Source organism: Rhizobium sp. 62_C5_N11_2, from assembly GCF_051811185.1.
Lineage (GTDB): Bacteria > Pseudomonadota > Alphaproteobacteria > Rhizobiales > Rhizobiaceae > Rhizobium > Rhizobium leguminosarum.
Genome location: NZ_JBPWPW010000002.1, coordinates 232,649 through 246,234, shown reverse-complemented (window position 1 = coordinate 246,234; position 13,586 = coordinate 232,649). Strand labels below are relative to the sequence as shown.

Annotated in this window: 13 protein-coding genes; 2 read left to right on the top strand and 11 right to left on the bottom strand. The window is 60.3% G+C overall.

The features are described 5' to 3' along the window. Nucleotides 1-66 precede the first annotated feature (66 nt). On the top strand, nt 67-555 hold the full coding sequence (locus AB8B31_RS24825; RefSeq protein ID WP_018516891.1) for a CBS domain-containing protein: 489 nt from the start codon (nt 67-69) through the stop codon (nt 553-555). Here AB8B31_RS24825 and AB8B31_RS24820 read toward each other — a convergent pair. The 7 genes from AB8B31_RS24820 to AB8B31_RS24790 form a co-directional block, all read right to left on the bottom strand. Then, complete coding sequence (locus tag AB8B31_RS24820) at nt 542-1,546, bottom strand: ABC transporter ATP-binding protein (RefSeq protein WP_026242339.1); 1,005 nt, start codon at nt 1,544-1,546, stop codon at nt 542-544. The genes AB8B31_RS24825 and AB8B31_RS24820 overlap by 14 nt on opposite strands. Further along, nucleotides 1,546-2,523 carry an ABC transporter ATP-binding protein gene (locus AB8B31_RS24815; RefSeq protein ID WP_018516889.1) on the bottom strand — a complete coding sequence of 326 codons (978 nt, stop codon included), beginning with the start codon at nt 2,521-2,523 and terminating at the stop codon, nt 1,546-1,548. The genes AB8B31_RS24820 and AB8B31_RS24815 overlap by 1 nt, the downstream gene beginning before the upstream one ends. Next, nucleotides 2,520-3,434 carry an ABC transporter permease gene (locus AB8B31_RS24810; protein WP_439007537.1) on the bottom strand — a complete coding sequence of 305 codons (915 nt, stop codon included), beginning with the start codon at nt 3,432-3,434 and terminating at the stop codon, nt 2,520-2,522. The genes AB8B31_RS24815 and AB8B31_RS24810 overlap by 4 nt, the downstream gene beginning before the upstream one ends. A gap of 4 nt (nt 3,435-3,438) precedes the next feature. Next, the gene (locus tag AB8B31_RS24805) at nt 3,439-4,413 is read right to left on the bottom strand and encodes an ABC transporter permease (protein WP_018245511.1); all 975 of its coding nucleotides are present in this window, start codon (nt 4,411-4,413) and stop codon (nt 3,439-3,441) included. A gap of 66 nt (nt 4,414-4,479) precedes the next feature. Next, the gene (gene ggt, locus AB8B31_RS24800; RefSeq protein WP_018516888.1) at nt 4,480-6,090 is read right to left on the bottom strand and encodes a gamma-glutamyltransferase; all 1,611 of its coding nucleotides are present in this window, start codon (nt 6,088-6,090) and stop codon (nt 4,480-4,482) included. Beyond that, nucleotides 6,087-6,941: a hydrolase gene (locus tag AB8B31_RS24795; protein ID WP_018516887.1), complete on the bottom strand. Its 855-nt coding sequence runs from the start codon at nt 6,939-6,941 to the stop codon at nt 6,087-6,089. Before AB8B31_RS24795 ends, ggt begins: the two co-directional genes overlap by 4 nt. Before the next feature lie 147 nt (nt 6,942-7,088). Next, complete coding sequence (locus tag AB8B31_RS24790; protein WP_018516886.1) at nt 7,089-8,663, bottom strand: ABC transporter substrate-binding protein; 1,575 nt, start codon at nt 8,661-8,663, stop codon at nt 7,089-7,091. A 192-nt stretch (nt 8,664-8,855) separates the two neighbouring features. Here AB8B31_RS24790 and AB8B31_RS24785 point away from each other — a divergent pair, with 192 nt between their 5' ends. Further along, nucleotides 8,856-9,620, top strand: a complete 765-nt coding sequence (locus AB8B31_RS24785) for an IclR family transcriptional regulator (protein ID WP_018516885.1) — start codon at nt 8,856-8,858, stop codon at nt 9,618-9,620. Nucleotides 9,621-9,724: 104 nt separating this feature from the next. Here the strand turns inward: AB8B31_RS24785 and AB8B31_RS24780 are convergent, their stop codons facing one another. From AB8B31_RS24780 to AB8B31_RS24765, 4 genes are read right to left on the bottom strand one after another with little or no spacing between them, the layout of a single operon-like run. Next, nucleotides 9,725-10,660: a dihydrodipicolinate synthase family protein gene (locus AB8B31_RS24780; RefSeq protein ID WP_018516884.1), complete on the bottom strand. Its 936-nt coding sequence runs from the start codon at nt 10,658-10,660 to the stop codon at nt 9,725-9,727. A gap of 24 nt (nt 10,661-10,684) precedes the next feature. Further along, nucleotides 10,685-11,638 carry an ABC transporter ATP-binding protein gene (locus AB8B31_RS24775; protein ID WP_018516883.1) on the bottom strand — a complete coding sequence of 318 codons (954 nt, stop codon included), beginning with the start codon at nt 11,636-11,638 and terminating at the stop codon, nt 10,685-10,687. After that, nucleotides 11,639-12,655, bottom strand: coding sequence for an ABC transporter ATP-binding protein (locus AB8B31_RS24770; protein WP_018516882.1), 1,017 nt, complete (start codon nt 12,653-12,655; stop codon nt 11,639-11,641). A gap of 8 nt (nt 12,656-12,663) precedes the next feature. Then, complete coding sequence (locus tag AB8B31_RS24765; RefSeq protein ID WP_018516881.1) at nt 12,664-13,581, bottom strand: dihydrodipicolinate synthase family protein; 918 nt, start codon at nt 13,579-13,581, stop codon at nt 12,664-12,666. Between the last annotated feature and the right edge of the window lie 5 nt (nt 13,582-13,586).

Sequence of the window (13,586 nt, the reverse complement as noted above, 5' to 3'; positions counted from 1 at the left end):
GTTTCGGAAGCGACTCTCACCGGAACATTCGACGTCCACTAACCGTAAAAGGCAGGAGGAAAGACCATGAAAGTGTCAGAGATCATGTCTCGCGATGTAGAAATCGCCAACCCTGATCAGACGATAGCCGAAATCGCGAGATGCATGGCCGACAGGCAGATCGGCTTCCTGCCGGTCGGCGACAACGACCGGCTCGTCGGAACGATCACGGATCGCGATCTCGTCGTGCGTGGGCTTGCCGATGGACTCGGGGGCGATGCAAAGGTGCGCGAAGTCATGTCACGCGATGTCAAATATTGTTTCGAAGACGAAGATGTCGACGACGTGACCCGCAATATGGGGCAGGTCCAGGTCCGCCGCCTTCCCGTCGTCAATCGTGACAAACGCCTTACCGGCGTCATCTCGCTCGGCGATGCGTCCCTGGCGGACACCGCTGCAGCGGGAGCCGGGTTGAAAAAAGTTTCCCGACCGGGCGGGAGCTCATGCACATTAGAGGAGGATGATTTTAGGCCTGAAGCAATCAGGATCCTGTCGTTTGAGATCATTCATCATTGAGATGGCAAGCCGACAAATGCCCCGGTGCAATTTCCCTTTTCACCGGCACTTCCATATGGCAGCGGTCCATCGCGAACGGGCATCTCGGATGAAAGTGACAGCCTTTCGGCGGGTTTATCGGGCTGGGGAGTTCGCCATCGACGGGTTTGAACTGTCGCTTGCCGGGTTCGATACGCGGCACCTCGGCCAAGAGCGCTTTCGTGTACGGATGATTGGGCCGCCTGAAAACCTCCTCGACGGGCGCCTCTTCGACGATGCGGCCGAGATACATGATCGCAACGCGGTCGGAAATATGTTCCACAACGCCGAGATCATGACTGACGAACAAGTAGGTCAGGTCAAGCTTGTCACGAAGTTCCATGAACAGGTTGATGACCTGAGCCTGGATAGAAACGTCGAGCGCCGCGACGCTTTCGTCACAGACGAGGAATTTCGGCTGCACGGCGAGCGCGCGCGCAATATTGACGCGCTGCCGCTGGCCACCGGAAAACTGGTGCGGGTATCGCTTTTTCATGGCCGGGTCGAAACCGGCCAGCATTAAGTATCTGTCAACATAGGCGTCGCGTTCCGCCGAGCGGGCAAGCCCATGCGTTCGAGGCGCCTCCCAGATAAGCTCCTCGACGGTCATGCGCGGATTGAGAGCCGCCATCGGGTTCTGGAAAATCATCTGGCTGGCGAGACCAAACTGATGCTGCTCGCCTTTCGACATAGCGCTTCGATCCATCCCCTTCCAGAGAATGTGACCCTGGCTCGGCGAGGTGATCCCTGCAATGGCGCGGCCGAGCGTCGACTTCCCGCAGCCGCTTTCACCGACAAGGCCGACAACCTCTCCGGGCCGAATGCTGAGGCTGACGTTGTCAAGCGCGTGAACGACAGGCGCGGGTCTGGCCAGCTTGAGCTTGAGCGCGATCTTGGCGGCCAAATCGGGCTTGGCTCCGAAGCGCTGCGACACGTTCCTCACTTCGATCAGGGGCGCGGCGGTCGCGGTCATCATGCTAATTCTTTCGTTACGGGATGAATGCAGCGGAAGGAGCGATCGCCTTCCGGCATGAGCTCTGGCATGACCAGGCAGCCGTCGGTTGCCCGATCACAACGCGTACGAAAACTACATCCCTGTGGGAGGCGGTTGATGGCCGGTGTCATGCCGCGGATCTGGTGAAGGGGTTCTCCGCGTCTGTTTTGCGATGGCACCGACGCGATCAGACCGGCAGTGTAGGGATGGTGAGGATCAGTCAGAACCTTGCCCACCGGTCCGGTCTCGACGAGGCGGCCGGCATACATGACGGCGATCTCGTCGGCCAATCTTGAGACGATCGCCAGATCGTGGGTGATCCAGATCACTGCCGTATTTCCCTCTTCGGTGAGTTTCTGGAATTCGGAAATGATCTGGCTCTGGATCGTCACATCAAGCGCCGTTGTCGGTTCATCGGCGATGATGAGGTCCGGTTTGTGAAGAAGCGCGATGGCAATCGCCACGCGCTGGCGCATTCCGCCGGAAAATTGATGCGGATAGGCGGCAAGCCTCTCTTCAGGGCTTGGTATTCCAACCAGCGCTAAAGCATCACGCGCCCGCTGCCGGGCGGTATCCTTCGGGACTCGCTCGTGTGCCTGAACGGCTTCCACCATCTGCGTCCCGACCGTCAGGACCGGGTTGAGCGTCATCGTCGGATCCTGGAATACCATGGCGATCCGCTTGCCGCGCAGCTGCCGCATCTCTTCGTCCGAATATTTCGCGATGTCGGCGCCGTCGAAGATGATCCGGCCGCCGGCAACCCGGCCGGGTTTATCGAGGAGCCGCATGATCGAGAAGCCGGTCACCGACTTTCCGGATCCGGATTCTCCCACAAGACCAAGGACCTTGCCGCGCTCCACCGTGAACGACACATCATTGACGGCGCAAAGGCTGGGGCGTCCCCTACCGCCGCCGAATTCGGTGACAAGATTGCTCACTTGCAGCAACGGGGTCATGACATGTTCCTCGGGTTGAGCACATCGCGCAGCCGGTCACCGACGAGATTGATCGCCGCGATCGTGACCAGAAGGGCAATGCCGGGAAAGAAGCTGATCCAGTAGAGGCCCGTCAGAAGATACTGGTAGCCCGTCGAGATCAGCATGCCGAGCGAGGGTTCGGTCACAGATGCACCGAGACCGAGGAAGGACAAGGTTGCTTCGAGGCCGATTGCCCTCGCTATCTGCATGGTGGCGATGACGATGACCGGCGCAAGACAGTTCGGCAGCAGGTGCCTGAAGAGGATGCGCCATCCGGGCAGGCGCAGCATCCGGGCCGCCTCGATATATTCCTTCTCGCGCTCGACCAGAGCGGTGCCGCGGACCGTGCGGGCATAGGTCGCCCACTCGGCGATGATCAGTGCGATCACGACATTGGGCACACCCTTGCCGAGCACGGCGAGCATCATGAGCGCCATCAATATTGTGGGAAACGACAGCTGCAGGTCGACGAGCCGCATCATCGCGGTTTCCGTGCGCCCTCCCATGTAAGCGGCGAACAAGCCGGCTGAGGTTCCGATGATGGCAGCGGCGAAAGCCGACAGAACACCCACCAGCAAAGAGGTGCGCAGGCCATAGAGGATGCCGGACAGGATATCGCGGCCCTGGCTGTCGGTACCGAGGTGATAGACGAGCCCGGTCATGGATTCGGACCCCGGCGGCAGTCGTCCATCCATGATGTCGAGCTGCATCAAATCATAGGGATTTTGCGGAGAGATACATGGCGCAAACAGCGCCAGGCAACAGATGATCACCAGCGTGAGGAAGGCGATCGCAGCTGCCGGAGAGCTGAAGAAATCCGCGATCCCTTTCGACAGACGACTGGGTTCGGGCGTTGGAGCGCTTGTGTCTTGCGTGTGTGGTTCGGCCATGGGGTCAAGCCTTTCCTTCCAGCCGGACCCGCGGATCCAGAAGGGTATAACAGATGTCGATGATGAAGTTGAGGACGACGAAGAGCAGCACCATCATCATCAGGTAGGCGACGATGACGGGGCGATCGAGAAGGTTGATCGAGTCGATGATGAGCTTGCCCATGCCCGGCCACGCAAAGATGCTTTCGGTGACGACCGAAAAGGCGATGAGTGAGCCGAACTCGAGACCGATAATCGTCACCACCGGGATCATCAGGTTCTTGAGAACGTGCACGGAAATGATCCGCCGCTCTCGCAATCCCTTGGCGCGGGCAAACTTCACATAGTCCTGGGGAAGGACCTCCTGCACGCCGGCACGGGTCAGCCGAAGAATGAGCGACGTCTTGAACAGAGCGAGGTTGAAGGCCGGCAATAAGAGGTGCCGGATGCCGTCTGCGGTCAGAAACGACCATTGTGCGCCGAGCAGCTCCTGCGTCGGGCCGCGGCCATTCGTCGGCAACCAGCCGAGCTCGACGGAAAACACCATGATCAGCATGAGACCGACCCAGAAGGTCGGAAGCGAGAAGCCCAGAATCGAGCCGCTCATGATGAGCTTGGAGGAAATCCGATTGGGGTAGAGCCCTGCATACAGCCCAAGCGGCAAGCCGAACAGCAGCGCGATGCCGAGAGCCGTGATCGCCAGTTCGAGCGTCGCTGGGAGACGTTCGAGGATCAGACCCAGCGCCGGCCGCCCATAAACGAAGCTGTTGCCGAAATCCCCGTGCAGAAGTCCTTGGAGAAACAGCAGATACTGTTTCCACAGCGGCTGATCCAGACCGTAATGCGCGATGACGAGTGCCCGCTCCGCCTGATTGGCGTCCGGGTTGATGAGGATGTCGACCGGGTTGCCGATCACATTGACGCCGATGAAGACAATGATCGTCATCGCGACAATGACGAAGAGCGCCTGTATCAACCGCCTGATAATGGATGTGACCATTGAACCTCTCCCTACAGCGCCGCGCGTCTTTTCGAGAACCGCAAAGGACGCTGTAACACTTTGAATCTAGGCGACGGAGATGGCCATCCCGTCGCGCTGCGGATCGGCCGCGCCTTTCGAGATGCCGCCGTCAATCTTGATCGCGTGGACTGCGGCGAACGCATATGTCTGCGGCGACCGCGCCACCTGATAGCCTTGCGCCCGAAGCTCGTCTTCGACAGAGTGTCGAATGCGATTGCAGATGTCGATCGTGTTTGACACCCCTACGATCCTCGGCGCCGAGACGGCTTCGAGCACGGACATGTCGAAATCGATCATGTTCATCAGGCATTGCGCAACCGCGGGCGCGATATAGCTGCCGCCTGGCGCTCCGATGACGATGCTGGGCTCGCCGTCCTTGAAGACGATCGTCGGCGCAGCCGAACTTGGACGCCGCTTGCCGGGCGCGATGGAGCCGGGCTTACCGGGAACCGGGTTAAAGCGGCTCATCGTGCCATTGTACATGAAGCCGAGGCCGTCGGTGATCGCGCCCGAGGGACTGCCGAGGGTGTGGGTCATCGCGACGGCATTGCCGTCCTTGTCGATCACCGAGATATGCGTGGTGTCGCGCTGCGATCCATCAAGGCGCGATACGCTGGCGATCTCACCTGCCTTGATCGCGCCAGCATGCGCCTTTGCATGCTCTTTCGACAGCAGCTTTTCATAGGGCACGTCGACATAGGCGGGATCGCCCATATGCGCGTCCTTGTCGATCGTCATCCGCTTCATGGCCTCGAACAGGATGCGGACATGTTCGGCGCTGCCATGCTGCAGCGAGCCGACGTCGAACTGCTCCATGATATGGAGGAGTTCCAGCATCGGAAAGCCCGAGCCTGGCGGAGGCGAAGTGGCGATGCGGTTGTCGCGGTAGTCGCCCCAAACCGGTTCTACCTTCGACAATTCGTAACGCGCCAGATCCTCCCGATCGATCAAGCCGCCATTTGCCTTGAAATCGCCGGCGATCTGTTCGGCCAGTTCGCCGTGATAGAAGATGTCCGAGCCACCGCTTCGCGCGATGCGTTCGAGGGTCTCTGCCATGTCCTTGTTGACGAGGAGGTCGCCGACGTTCTTGAGCGTACCGTCGTCGTGGAAATAGGTTCTCCGGCCCGTTGCAGAAAAGCGCAGCTTGTCGAGCGTGTTGGCAAAACCGTCATTCGACTGGTCCTTGGCCCAATACCAGTGCATGTGGTTTCGGATCATGAAACCGTTACGGGCAAGGCGGATGGCCGGCTTGATGAGATCGGCCCAATCGAAGGTGCCGTAGTCGCGCAGCGCGGTCTCATAGCCCTTGAGCGAGCCGGGGGTGCAGACGGCAAGATAGCCGATATCGGAAATATTGCCTTCAAGCACATAGCCGAAACCGTCGCGGCTCTGGTGCTTGATCTTGTCGAGCCACATGTCCGGCGCAGCCTTCAACGGCGCCCGCGCATAAAATTCGAGGATCTCGTGCACGCCCTTTTTCGGCATGTAGACATGCATGGAGCCGAAGCCGCCGATGCCGGCCATCTGCGGGTCGACCACACCTTGGACGAAGGCACAGGCGAGTGCTGCGTCGATGGCATTGCCGCCGCGTTCGAGAACTTCCGCACCGGCTTCGACTGCCTCCGGCTGAGGCGCTACGATCGTTGCATTTCTCATTTCGCGCGCCGCCCCTCTAGCACCTTTGCCAGGAAGGCCTTGACGTGGCCGAGAACTTTCATCCGGTCGTGAGAGACGCCTGGAACACGATCGAACGTCACATCGACACCCGCTTCGCGGAATGAGCCCGCCAGGGCGGCGAGGCGCTCCGGCCGCGTTTTGCCGGCGTCGTTGGCGCCATCCATGTAGTATTTGCCGCCCGGCTTATGGGTGATTTCCCACGTCTCCAGATCGGCATCGCCGACGATCATATGCACCGGCACCTTAGCAAGATCTTCGGGCCGGAAGGACTTGCCGAAGCGCGCCTCCAGATCCCGAATGCCGACCCACCAGTCACGCGTCGGATCCAGAAGAGTGACGGAACCAGGTGCGCCGATCGATGCCGCCCAGAGCCTTTCCGGATGCAGGATGGCGAAACGGTGCACGAAATGCCCGCCGCCGGAGAAGCCGAACATGGCGAATTTGGACCAGTCCTGGCGGTATTTGTCGGCCATCTCCGCGACCATCGCGAGGACGACCTGATCGTAGCGAATGTCGCCTTCCTCAAGGAACTTGTAGCCGGAACGCGCACCGTCGCCGTGAACGCCGACCGGGAATATCGGGCAAAGGATGGCACAGTCGTTATAGAGCCCGAATTCGGCAAAACCGTCGCGGAAGTCGATGGCCGACGTGCGTCCGGTGCCGTGGACCGCGACCAGGAGGTCGAGCTTGCGGCCGTCTGCCGCCGTCGGTGGCACATAAAGCACCATATGGAGGCGGGGATCGGCCTGAGATGCGAAGATGGCCGTCTGGCCATAGTCATAGATGGCCTTCGCCCGGGCGACGGCTTCGCCCGTTCCAAGTTCCTGCATGAATGTCTCCTGGGAGATGAAGAACGGGACGGCCTTGGTGCGGCCCCATGCTGCTGTTTTAAACCGCGTCGCATCGAATGGATCGACGCGACGCACTTCAAATCTTTATTTGTCCCAAAACCGCGGCACGCTTTTGGACGGCATGCATTAGTCCGCCGGCTTTACGTCGTAAGCGAGCGTATATTTATCGCCGCGCGGGGTGTAGGACACGGTCTTCTTTGCGCCCAGCACGACGTTTTCGTAGTGCATCGGGAGGAGCCAGAGGTTGTTGAAGGTCTCGGTCGACAGTTCCTCGAGAAGGGGCGCGCGTGCAGCTTCATCGAGCGTCGAACTGGCCTTGGCCAGCACCTCGTCGATCTTCGGATCGGACACGCCGCCGCCGTTATATCTGCCGGTCCCCTTTTTCTCGTCGCGCGTTGCGACCAGCGCAACAGTCGGATTGGTGGTTTCACCGGTGTTCACACCCCAGGAGCCGAAATAGGTGCTGTAGGTGCCTTTTGAATAGGCTTCCGAATACATCGACCAAGGCAGGACCTCGACTTTCGATTTGATGCCGATGCGCGTGAACATCTGGCCGACCGCCTGCAGAACTTCGGCATCCTTGACGTAACGGCCAGAGGGGCCATGCAGGGTCAGGCTGAAGCCATCCGGATAACCGGCCTCGGCCAGAAGCGCCTTGGCGGCAGCGGGATCATAGCCCACCTTCTCGACTTTTCCGGAAAAGCCCGCATAGCCTTGGGCGACGAATTGGTCGGCCACCGTGCCGTTCTTCTGCATGACGCGGTCGACGATTGCCGGCCGGTTGATCGACATCAGCATTGCGCGACGCACCCGTTCATCCTTGAGCGGGTTCTTGCCGAGATCGGAGCCATCCGCAGACTTCACGAAAGGCGAAACATCGCGGCTCACATCAAGGCCAAGATAAACAAAGCGGGAAGACCGGCCATTGATGATCTGCAGATTATCGCTCGCTTCCACGCGTGCCATTCCATCGGCAGGAAGGGTTTCGACAATGTCGATCTCGTTGGAAAGAAGCGATGCCAGACGGGCGCCGTCATCGGGCAGGAAGCGCAGCGTGACGTTCGACCAGTGCGAGGGGCCAGCGAAATAGCTGTCATTGCGCTTCAAGGTCAGGCTGCTGCCTGGCGAATAGGAGACGAAGGAATAGGCCCCGGTTCCGATTGCACACTTGCCGTTGTCGAAATCCTGGACAGGCGCCTCCTTGCAATCGGCGCTGATAATGCGAATTCGGCTGACGGAATTCAACAGGATCGGATCCGGAACCTTCGTCTCGACGACGATGGTATAGGGATCCGTGGCCGTGACATTGACAATATTGCGGGTGTAAGAAGCAAAGCTCTGGCTGGGCTTGTCGCGGGCACGCAGAAGCGAAGCGATGACGTCATCGGCGTTGAACTCGCTGCCGTCATGGAATTTCACGCCCTTCCGCAGTTTGAACTCCCAGTGGGTCGGGTCGATGACCTTCCATTCGGTGGCGAGTTCCGGCGCATTTGCCGACGTTCCCGTGAGGTTTAGCAGGCTGTCCCAGATATGGCGCGAGGTCGCATTGTTGGGAGCCGAACTGTCTTCATGGGGATCGAGCGTCGTCGGCGTCGTCGACATCCCGATCGTCAGCGGGGTTTCCTGTGCGACGACCATTGCAGGAATAGCAATCGTTCCAAGCAGCCCGATCGCTGCCCGCGTTAATGTTTTTGCGGCCATTTCTTCCATCCCGGTTTAGCGTTTTTAGGCCGACCCTGCTGGTCGGTACGAGCAGGTTCCCGTCCACTCTTGACACAAATTGGTAAGGGGCCCTCAAGGGGACTGTCAAACGGAAAACAAGTGCGTTACGATAGGCGTAACCTGAAATTATGCCAATCCTTCGGCTCTGGTCGCGGAGAAAATTCTTGTCCCATGGACAAAAGACAACCATCAAAAAGCGATATCGTGCAATCGGTTGATGTCTGCATCGAGGTATTGCTGAATGTCGCCAAAAACCCGGATATCAGACTGACTGAGGTGGCGCAGAACCTCGGGGAAACCAAGCCGAGAATTTTGCGCATGTTACGCACACTGGAACGTCGTGGCCTGGTGCGGAAGAGCGAGACAGGCACTTACCGGCTGGGGACGACTGCGATCATTCTCGGGACCGCTGCATCGACACAGGTTGATCTGGTGAGAATAGCCAATCCTATCCTTGAAGAAGTCGGTCAGAAGGCGAACGAAACGACCCAGCTCAGGATCATCGACAATGGGGAATCCCTGTGCATTGCAAAGTTCGAACCGATGCGCGACTTGCGGGTGCAGGCGATGATCGGTCGAAGACGGCCGCTCACGGCGGGCTCGTACAAGGTGCTTCTCGCCTATCTCCAGCCCCAGGTGCAGTTGCAAATGATCCCCGAAACTTTGCCGCGGCTGACCAAGCGCACGATCACGGATCGCGGCAAGTTGGTGGCTGAATTGGATAAAATCCGCCGCCAGGGATTTTGTGTGAGCTATGGTGAAGTGAGCGAGCAACTTGTCTCTGTCTCAGTGCCGGTTCTGGCATTCGACGGATCCGTGATCGCCGCGGTGAATGTCGGCGCCCCGGCCTTCCGCACGCAAAAAAGCGACGTCGACCGCTTCATCGTTCTGCTGAAGGAGGCCTCCAGCAAGATATCGGCCCGGCTGGGATGGTAGAACTTTTCGTCCTGCGCCATATCGGACCTTGTCTCTTCGGTTCGACGCCCATCAAGGCGAGCCAACGCAGGTTGTTTCGTGCCATGCCCGCTCTTTAGGCAAATTCAGGGGAAAAGATCGGGGAGTTCGGAGCGTGCGATGGGTCGCAACCTGACCGCTTCTGCCGTGTCTATCGAGCGATAAGGAGACCGTAAACGGGTGCCGACGGGTCCCCAATTGCCGATGGCACTCAAGAGTTTGTCGAGAGCGGCATTCGAATAGCCGAATTGCTGGCGGAAAGGGACGATATGCGCGTCCATGAACGTGCAGATGCGTCGTTCCAGATCGAGCGCGGCGTCGATATCGTTTCGCATCGAGACCGTCCAGGTCTGAGCGCCGCGGGGGCTAAGGCAGGCCACATTGGAAAAGGACCCTGCCGCGACGCCCTGTTTGATGCCGGTTGCGAGATGGTGACCGGGAACGAAGAGCGACAGACCGGAAAGACGTTCACGTGCCTCCGCATACCAAGAGTCGTCGCCGTCGGCGACCTTGATGCCGATCACCTCAGGCACTGCCGCGCAGACCATGCCCAGCGCCTTTGGCGCCAGCACCCGTTTTGCATGCGGCGGATTATAAAGGATGAGCGGAATTCCGTCGGCAGCGTCGGCTGCTCGTTTCAGGAAGTCGACCGCTTCGTCATCGTTGAGCGGCCACCAGTCCGGCAATATGACTTGAATGGCGCGGGGATCGAGCGCGGCGGCGCGGCGGACCCGATTGAGCATGATCAGCGGATCGGGCTGGCAGGCGCCGATGACGAATGGCATAGAGGAAGCCTTGCAGCGTTCGGCCAGCATTGCCTGGATAGTGTCGAACTCCTCCTCCGTCTGATTGTGGAATTCGCCGGCAGTGCCGTTCGAATAAATACCGTCGACGCCGGCATCGATGAGGATATCGATCTCTTCACCGAGCTTGTCGAATTCGATGCTGTCATCGGCTGCGATCGGTAGAAGCAGGCTCGCCCAGTTTCCGCCGATGGCGGGATGTGGCGTCGTCGCGTTCATCTATTGTCTCCGGTGGCTGGCGGATCAGTTGAGGTCGTCGCGGATGCAGGCCTTGAAGTGGCCGGGAGCGACTTCCCGCAATTGCGGGATCGTACCGGCGCAGGCATCGAGCGCGCTTGGACAGCGCGTGCGGAAGACACATCCGCTCGGCGGATTGGCCGGGCTTGGAATATCGCCTTTCAGGATCTGCCTGTTGCGGCGGGCATCCGGATCGGGCGACGGAATCGCCGAGAGCAGGGCGCGCGTATAGGGATGCTGTGGTCTCGCATAGAGATCGGCACTCGGCGCGACTTCCATGATGCGGCCGAGATAGAGCACGATCACCCGGTCGCAGATATATTCGACGACGGCGAGGTCATGCGAGATGAACAGCATGGTCAGGCCAAGCCGCTGCTGCAGTTCGCGCAGCAGGTTGATCACCTGCGCCTGGATCGACACGTCGAGCGCCGAAACCGGCTCGTCGGCGACGATGAATTCGGGTGACAACGTCAACGCACGGGCGATCCCGATGCGCTGGCGCTGGCCGCCGGAAAATTCATGCGCGTAGCGATTGATCGCGTCGGCGGGCAGGTCGACCTGGGCCAGTGCCGACCGCGCCCGTTCGAGCCTGTCACGGGCGGTGCCGATCCCCTGGATCTTCAGGCCTTCTGTCAGGATCTCGCCGATCGTCATGCGCGGCGACAGGCTGGCGAAGGGGTCCTGGAAAATATACTGCATGCGCGGCCGTTGTCGTCTGAGCGCGGAGGCGGGAAGCGCTGTTAGTTCCGTGCCGTCGAAGCGGACGCTGCCAGACGACGGCTCGACGAGGCGAAGGACGGTACGCCCGATCGTGGTCTTTCCGCTGCCGGATTCGCCGACAAGCCCGACGACTTCACCCTTGCCGAGATCGAAGGAGATGCCCTGGAGAATGTTCAGCCGCGTGCCACGGGAAGTATAGTGTTTCGAAAGGTCGCGGACGGAGAGCAGGGGGGTGCTCATCTAGATCTCCTTCCATCTGATGCAGCGGCTGCGGTGCTGCGAATTGACCTGTTCGAGCGCGGGAACCGCGACGCGACAGGCATCGACCGCGAATTTGCAGCGCGGGGAAAAGGCGCAGCCGCTCGGGATGTTCATCAGGCTCGGGACCATGCCGGGAATGGCGGCGAGCTTTTCGCCGGCCTGTTTCATCCGCGCTGCATCGCCAAGGCGCGGCATGGAGGCGAGAAGGCCCATCGTGTAGGGATGCTTGGGATTGCGGAAAACCTCGCCGACCGGCCCTTCTTCGACGATTCGGCCGGCATACATCACCGCAACGCGGTGGGCGATTTCGGCGACGACACCGAGATTGTGTGTGACGAAGAGCATGGCCATGCCACGCTCACGCTGCAGTTTGAGAAGCAGGTCGAGAATCTGCGCCTGGATCGTCACGTCGAGCGCCGTGGTCGGCTCGTCGGCGATCAGCAGCGCCGGATCGCAGGCGAGCGCCATGGCGATCGTCGCACGCTGCCGCATGCCGCCCGACAGTTCGTGCGGATATTGGCCGGCACGGCGTCGAGCGTCCGGTATGCCGACGCTTTCAAGCAACGCGACGGCTGCGTCCATCGCCGCCTTGCGGTCGGCGCCGCGATGGATGCGAATCGGCTCGCCAATCTGGTCGCCGATAGTGAAGACGGGATTGAGGCTCGACATCGGCTCCTGGAATATCATGCCGATGTCGTCGCCCCTGATCCTGCGCATGCTCTCTTCGTCGAGGGAAACGAGATCTCTGACCGCGCCGCCGCTGGTCGCGAGGCGGATGCTGCCTGCGGCGATCACGCCGATATTGCGGGTGAGCAACCGCATGACCGACAGGCTGGTGACCGACTTGCCGGAGCCGGATTCGCCGACGAGCGCAAGCGTCTCGCCGGCGGCAACGGTCAGGTCGATATCGTTGACCGCCGTGATCTCGCCGCCGCGGGTACGGAAGATCGTTCGCAATCCCTTGATGTCGAGAACGGGTTCGGCGGTTTGTTCCATCAGTCGTCTCAGTTCAGCAGGCCGGTTGCACGCAGGATCTCGTCGATCCGTGCCGTTTCCGTCTCGTTCAGGCTGGCACGCGGCCGCGGCATGACGGCAGAATCGATGATGCCGAGGCTACGCATGGCGGTCTTGAAAGCGCCGATTCCCGCTGCGCCGCCGCTGACGCGGCCCTGCGCGACCCAAACGATTTCGAAGAGGCGGCAGAGGCGCTCCTGTTCCTTCCTCGCGGCGACCCAGTCGCCGCGCTGCGCAGCATCCCAAAGGCGGACATAGCCGTGCGGATCGACATTGGCGATACCGGGGACAACGCCGTCGGCCCCCATCAACAAGGCGGTGTCGACGACGATCTCGGAGCCGGTCATCAGGAAGACGTCCTTGTGTTCGGCAAGGTCGAGGAGCGCATAGCGGAAGTTGCCGTCGTCGCCGCTGGAATCCTTGAGGCCGATAATCGCGCCTTCCCCAGCAAGCGTGACGACCGTCTGGCGCTGCAGCTTGACGTGAACGCAAACGGGAATGTCGTAGGCGATCAGCGGAATGTCCACCGCGTCGCGGATATAACGGAAGTGATCGAGGATCTCGGACTGGCTGGTGACTGTGTAAAATGGCGCCGTCACGACGACCGCGTCGGCACCGGCGGACTTTGCAACCTTTGCGTGGGCGATGACGCGATCCGTGGTCGGATCGATGACGCCGACGATCAACGGCACGCGGCCATTCACTACCTTGGCCGAATGTTCGATGATTTCCCGCCGGGTCTTCTCGTCATGGAAGATCACCTCGCTTGTCGAGCCGAGGACGAATACGCCATGGCAACCGGCATCGATCAGGTGCTCGAGCACACGCGTATAGGAAGGATAGTCGACGGTGAAATCCGGATTGAGCGGGGTTACGACGGGAGGGACGACACCCTTGAATTTGGTCATTTTCG

Excerpts from the sequence above, each read along its gene's own strand:
- AB8B31_RS24825 (WP_018516891.1), top strand. The coding sequence starts at position 67 with ATGAAAGTGTCAGAGATCATGTCTCGCGATGTAGAAATCGCCAACCCT.
- AB8B31_RS24820 (WP_026242339.1), bottom strand. The coding sequence starts at position 1,546 with ATGACCGCGACCGCCGCGCCCCTGATCGAAGTGAGGAACGTGTCGCAG.
- AB8B31_RS24815 (WP_018516889.1), bottom strand. The coding sequence starts at position 2,523 with ATGACCCCGTTGCTGCAAGTGAGCAATCTTGTCACCGAATTCGGCGGC.
- AB8B31_RS24810 (WP_439007537.1), bottom strand. The coding sequence starts at position 3,434 with ATGGCCGAACCACACACGCAAGACACAAGCGCTCCAACGCCCGAACCC.
- AB8B31_RS24805 (WP_018245511.1), bottom strand. The coding sequence starts at position 4,413 with ATGGTCACATCCATTATCAGGCGGTTGATACAGGCGCTCTTCGTCATT.
- ggt (WP_018516888.1), bottom strand. The coding sequence starts at position 6,090 with ATGAGAAATGCAACGATCGTAGCGCCTCAGCCGGAGGCAGTCGAAGCC.
- AB8B31_RS24795 (WP_018516887.1), bottom strand. The coding sequence starts at position 6,941 with ATGCAGGAACTTGGAACGGGCGAAGCCGTCGCCCGGGCGAAGGCCATC.
- AB8B31_RS24790 (WP_018516886.1), bottom strand. The coding sequence starts at position 8,663 with ATGGCCGCAAAAACATTAACGCGGGCAGCGATCGGGCTGCTTGGAACG.
- AB8B31_RS24785 (WP_018516885.1), top strand. The coding sequence starts at position 8,856 with ATGGACAAAAGACAACCATCAAAAAGCGATATCGTGCAATCGGTTGAT.
- AB8B31_RS24780 (WP_018516884.1), bottom strand. The coding sequence starts at position 10,660 with ATGAACGCGACGACGCCACATCCCGCCATCGGCGGAAACTGGGCGAGC.
- AB8B31_RS24775 (WP_018516883.1), bottom strand. The coding sequence starts at position 11,638 with ATGAGCACCCCCCTGCTCTCCGTCCGCGACCTTTCGAAACACTATACT.
- AB8B31_RS24770 (WP_018516882.1), bottom strand. The coding sequence starts at position 12,655 with ATGGAACAAACCGCCGAACCCGTTCTCGACATCAAGGGATTGCGAACG.
- AB8B31_RS24765 (WP_018516881.1), bottom strand. The coding sequence starts at position 13,581 with ATGACCAAATTCAAGGGTGTCGTCCCTCCCGTCGTAACCCCGCTCAAT.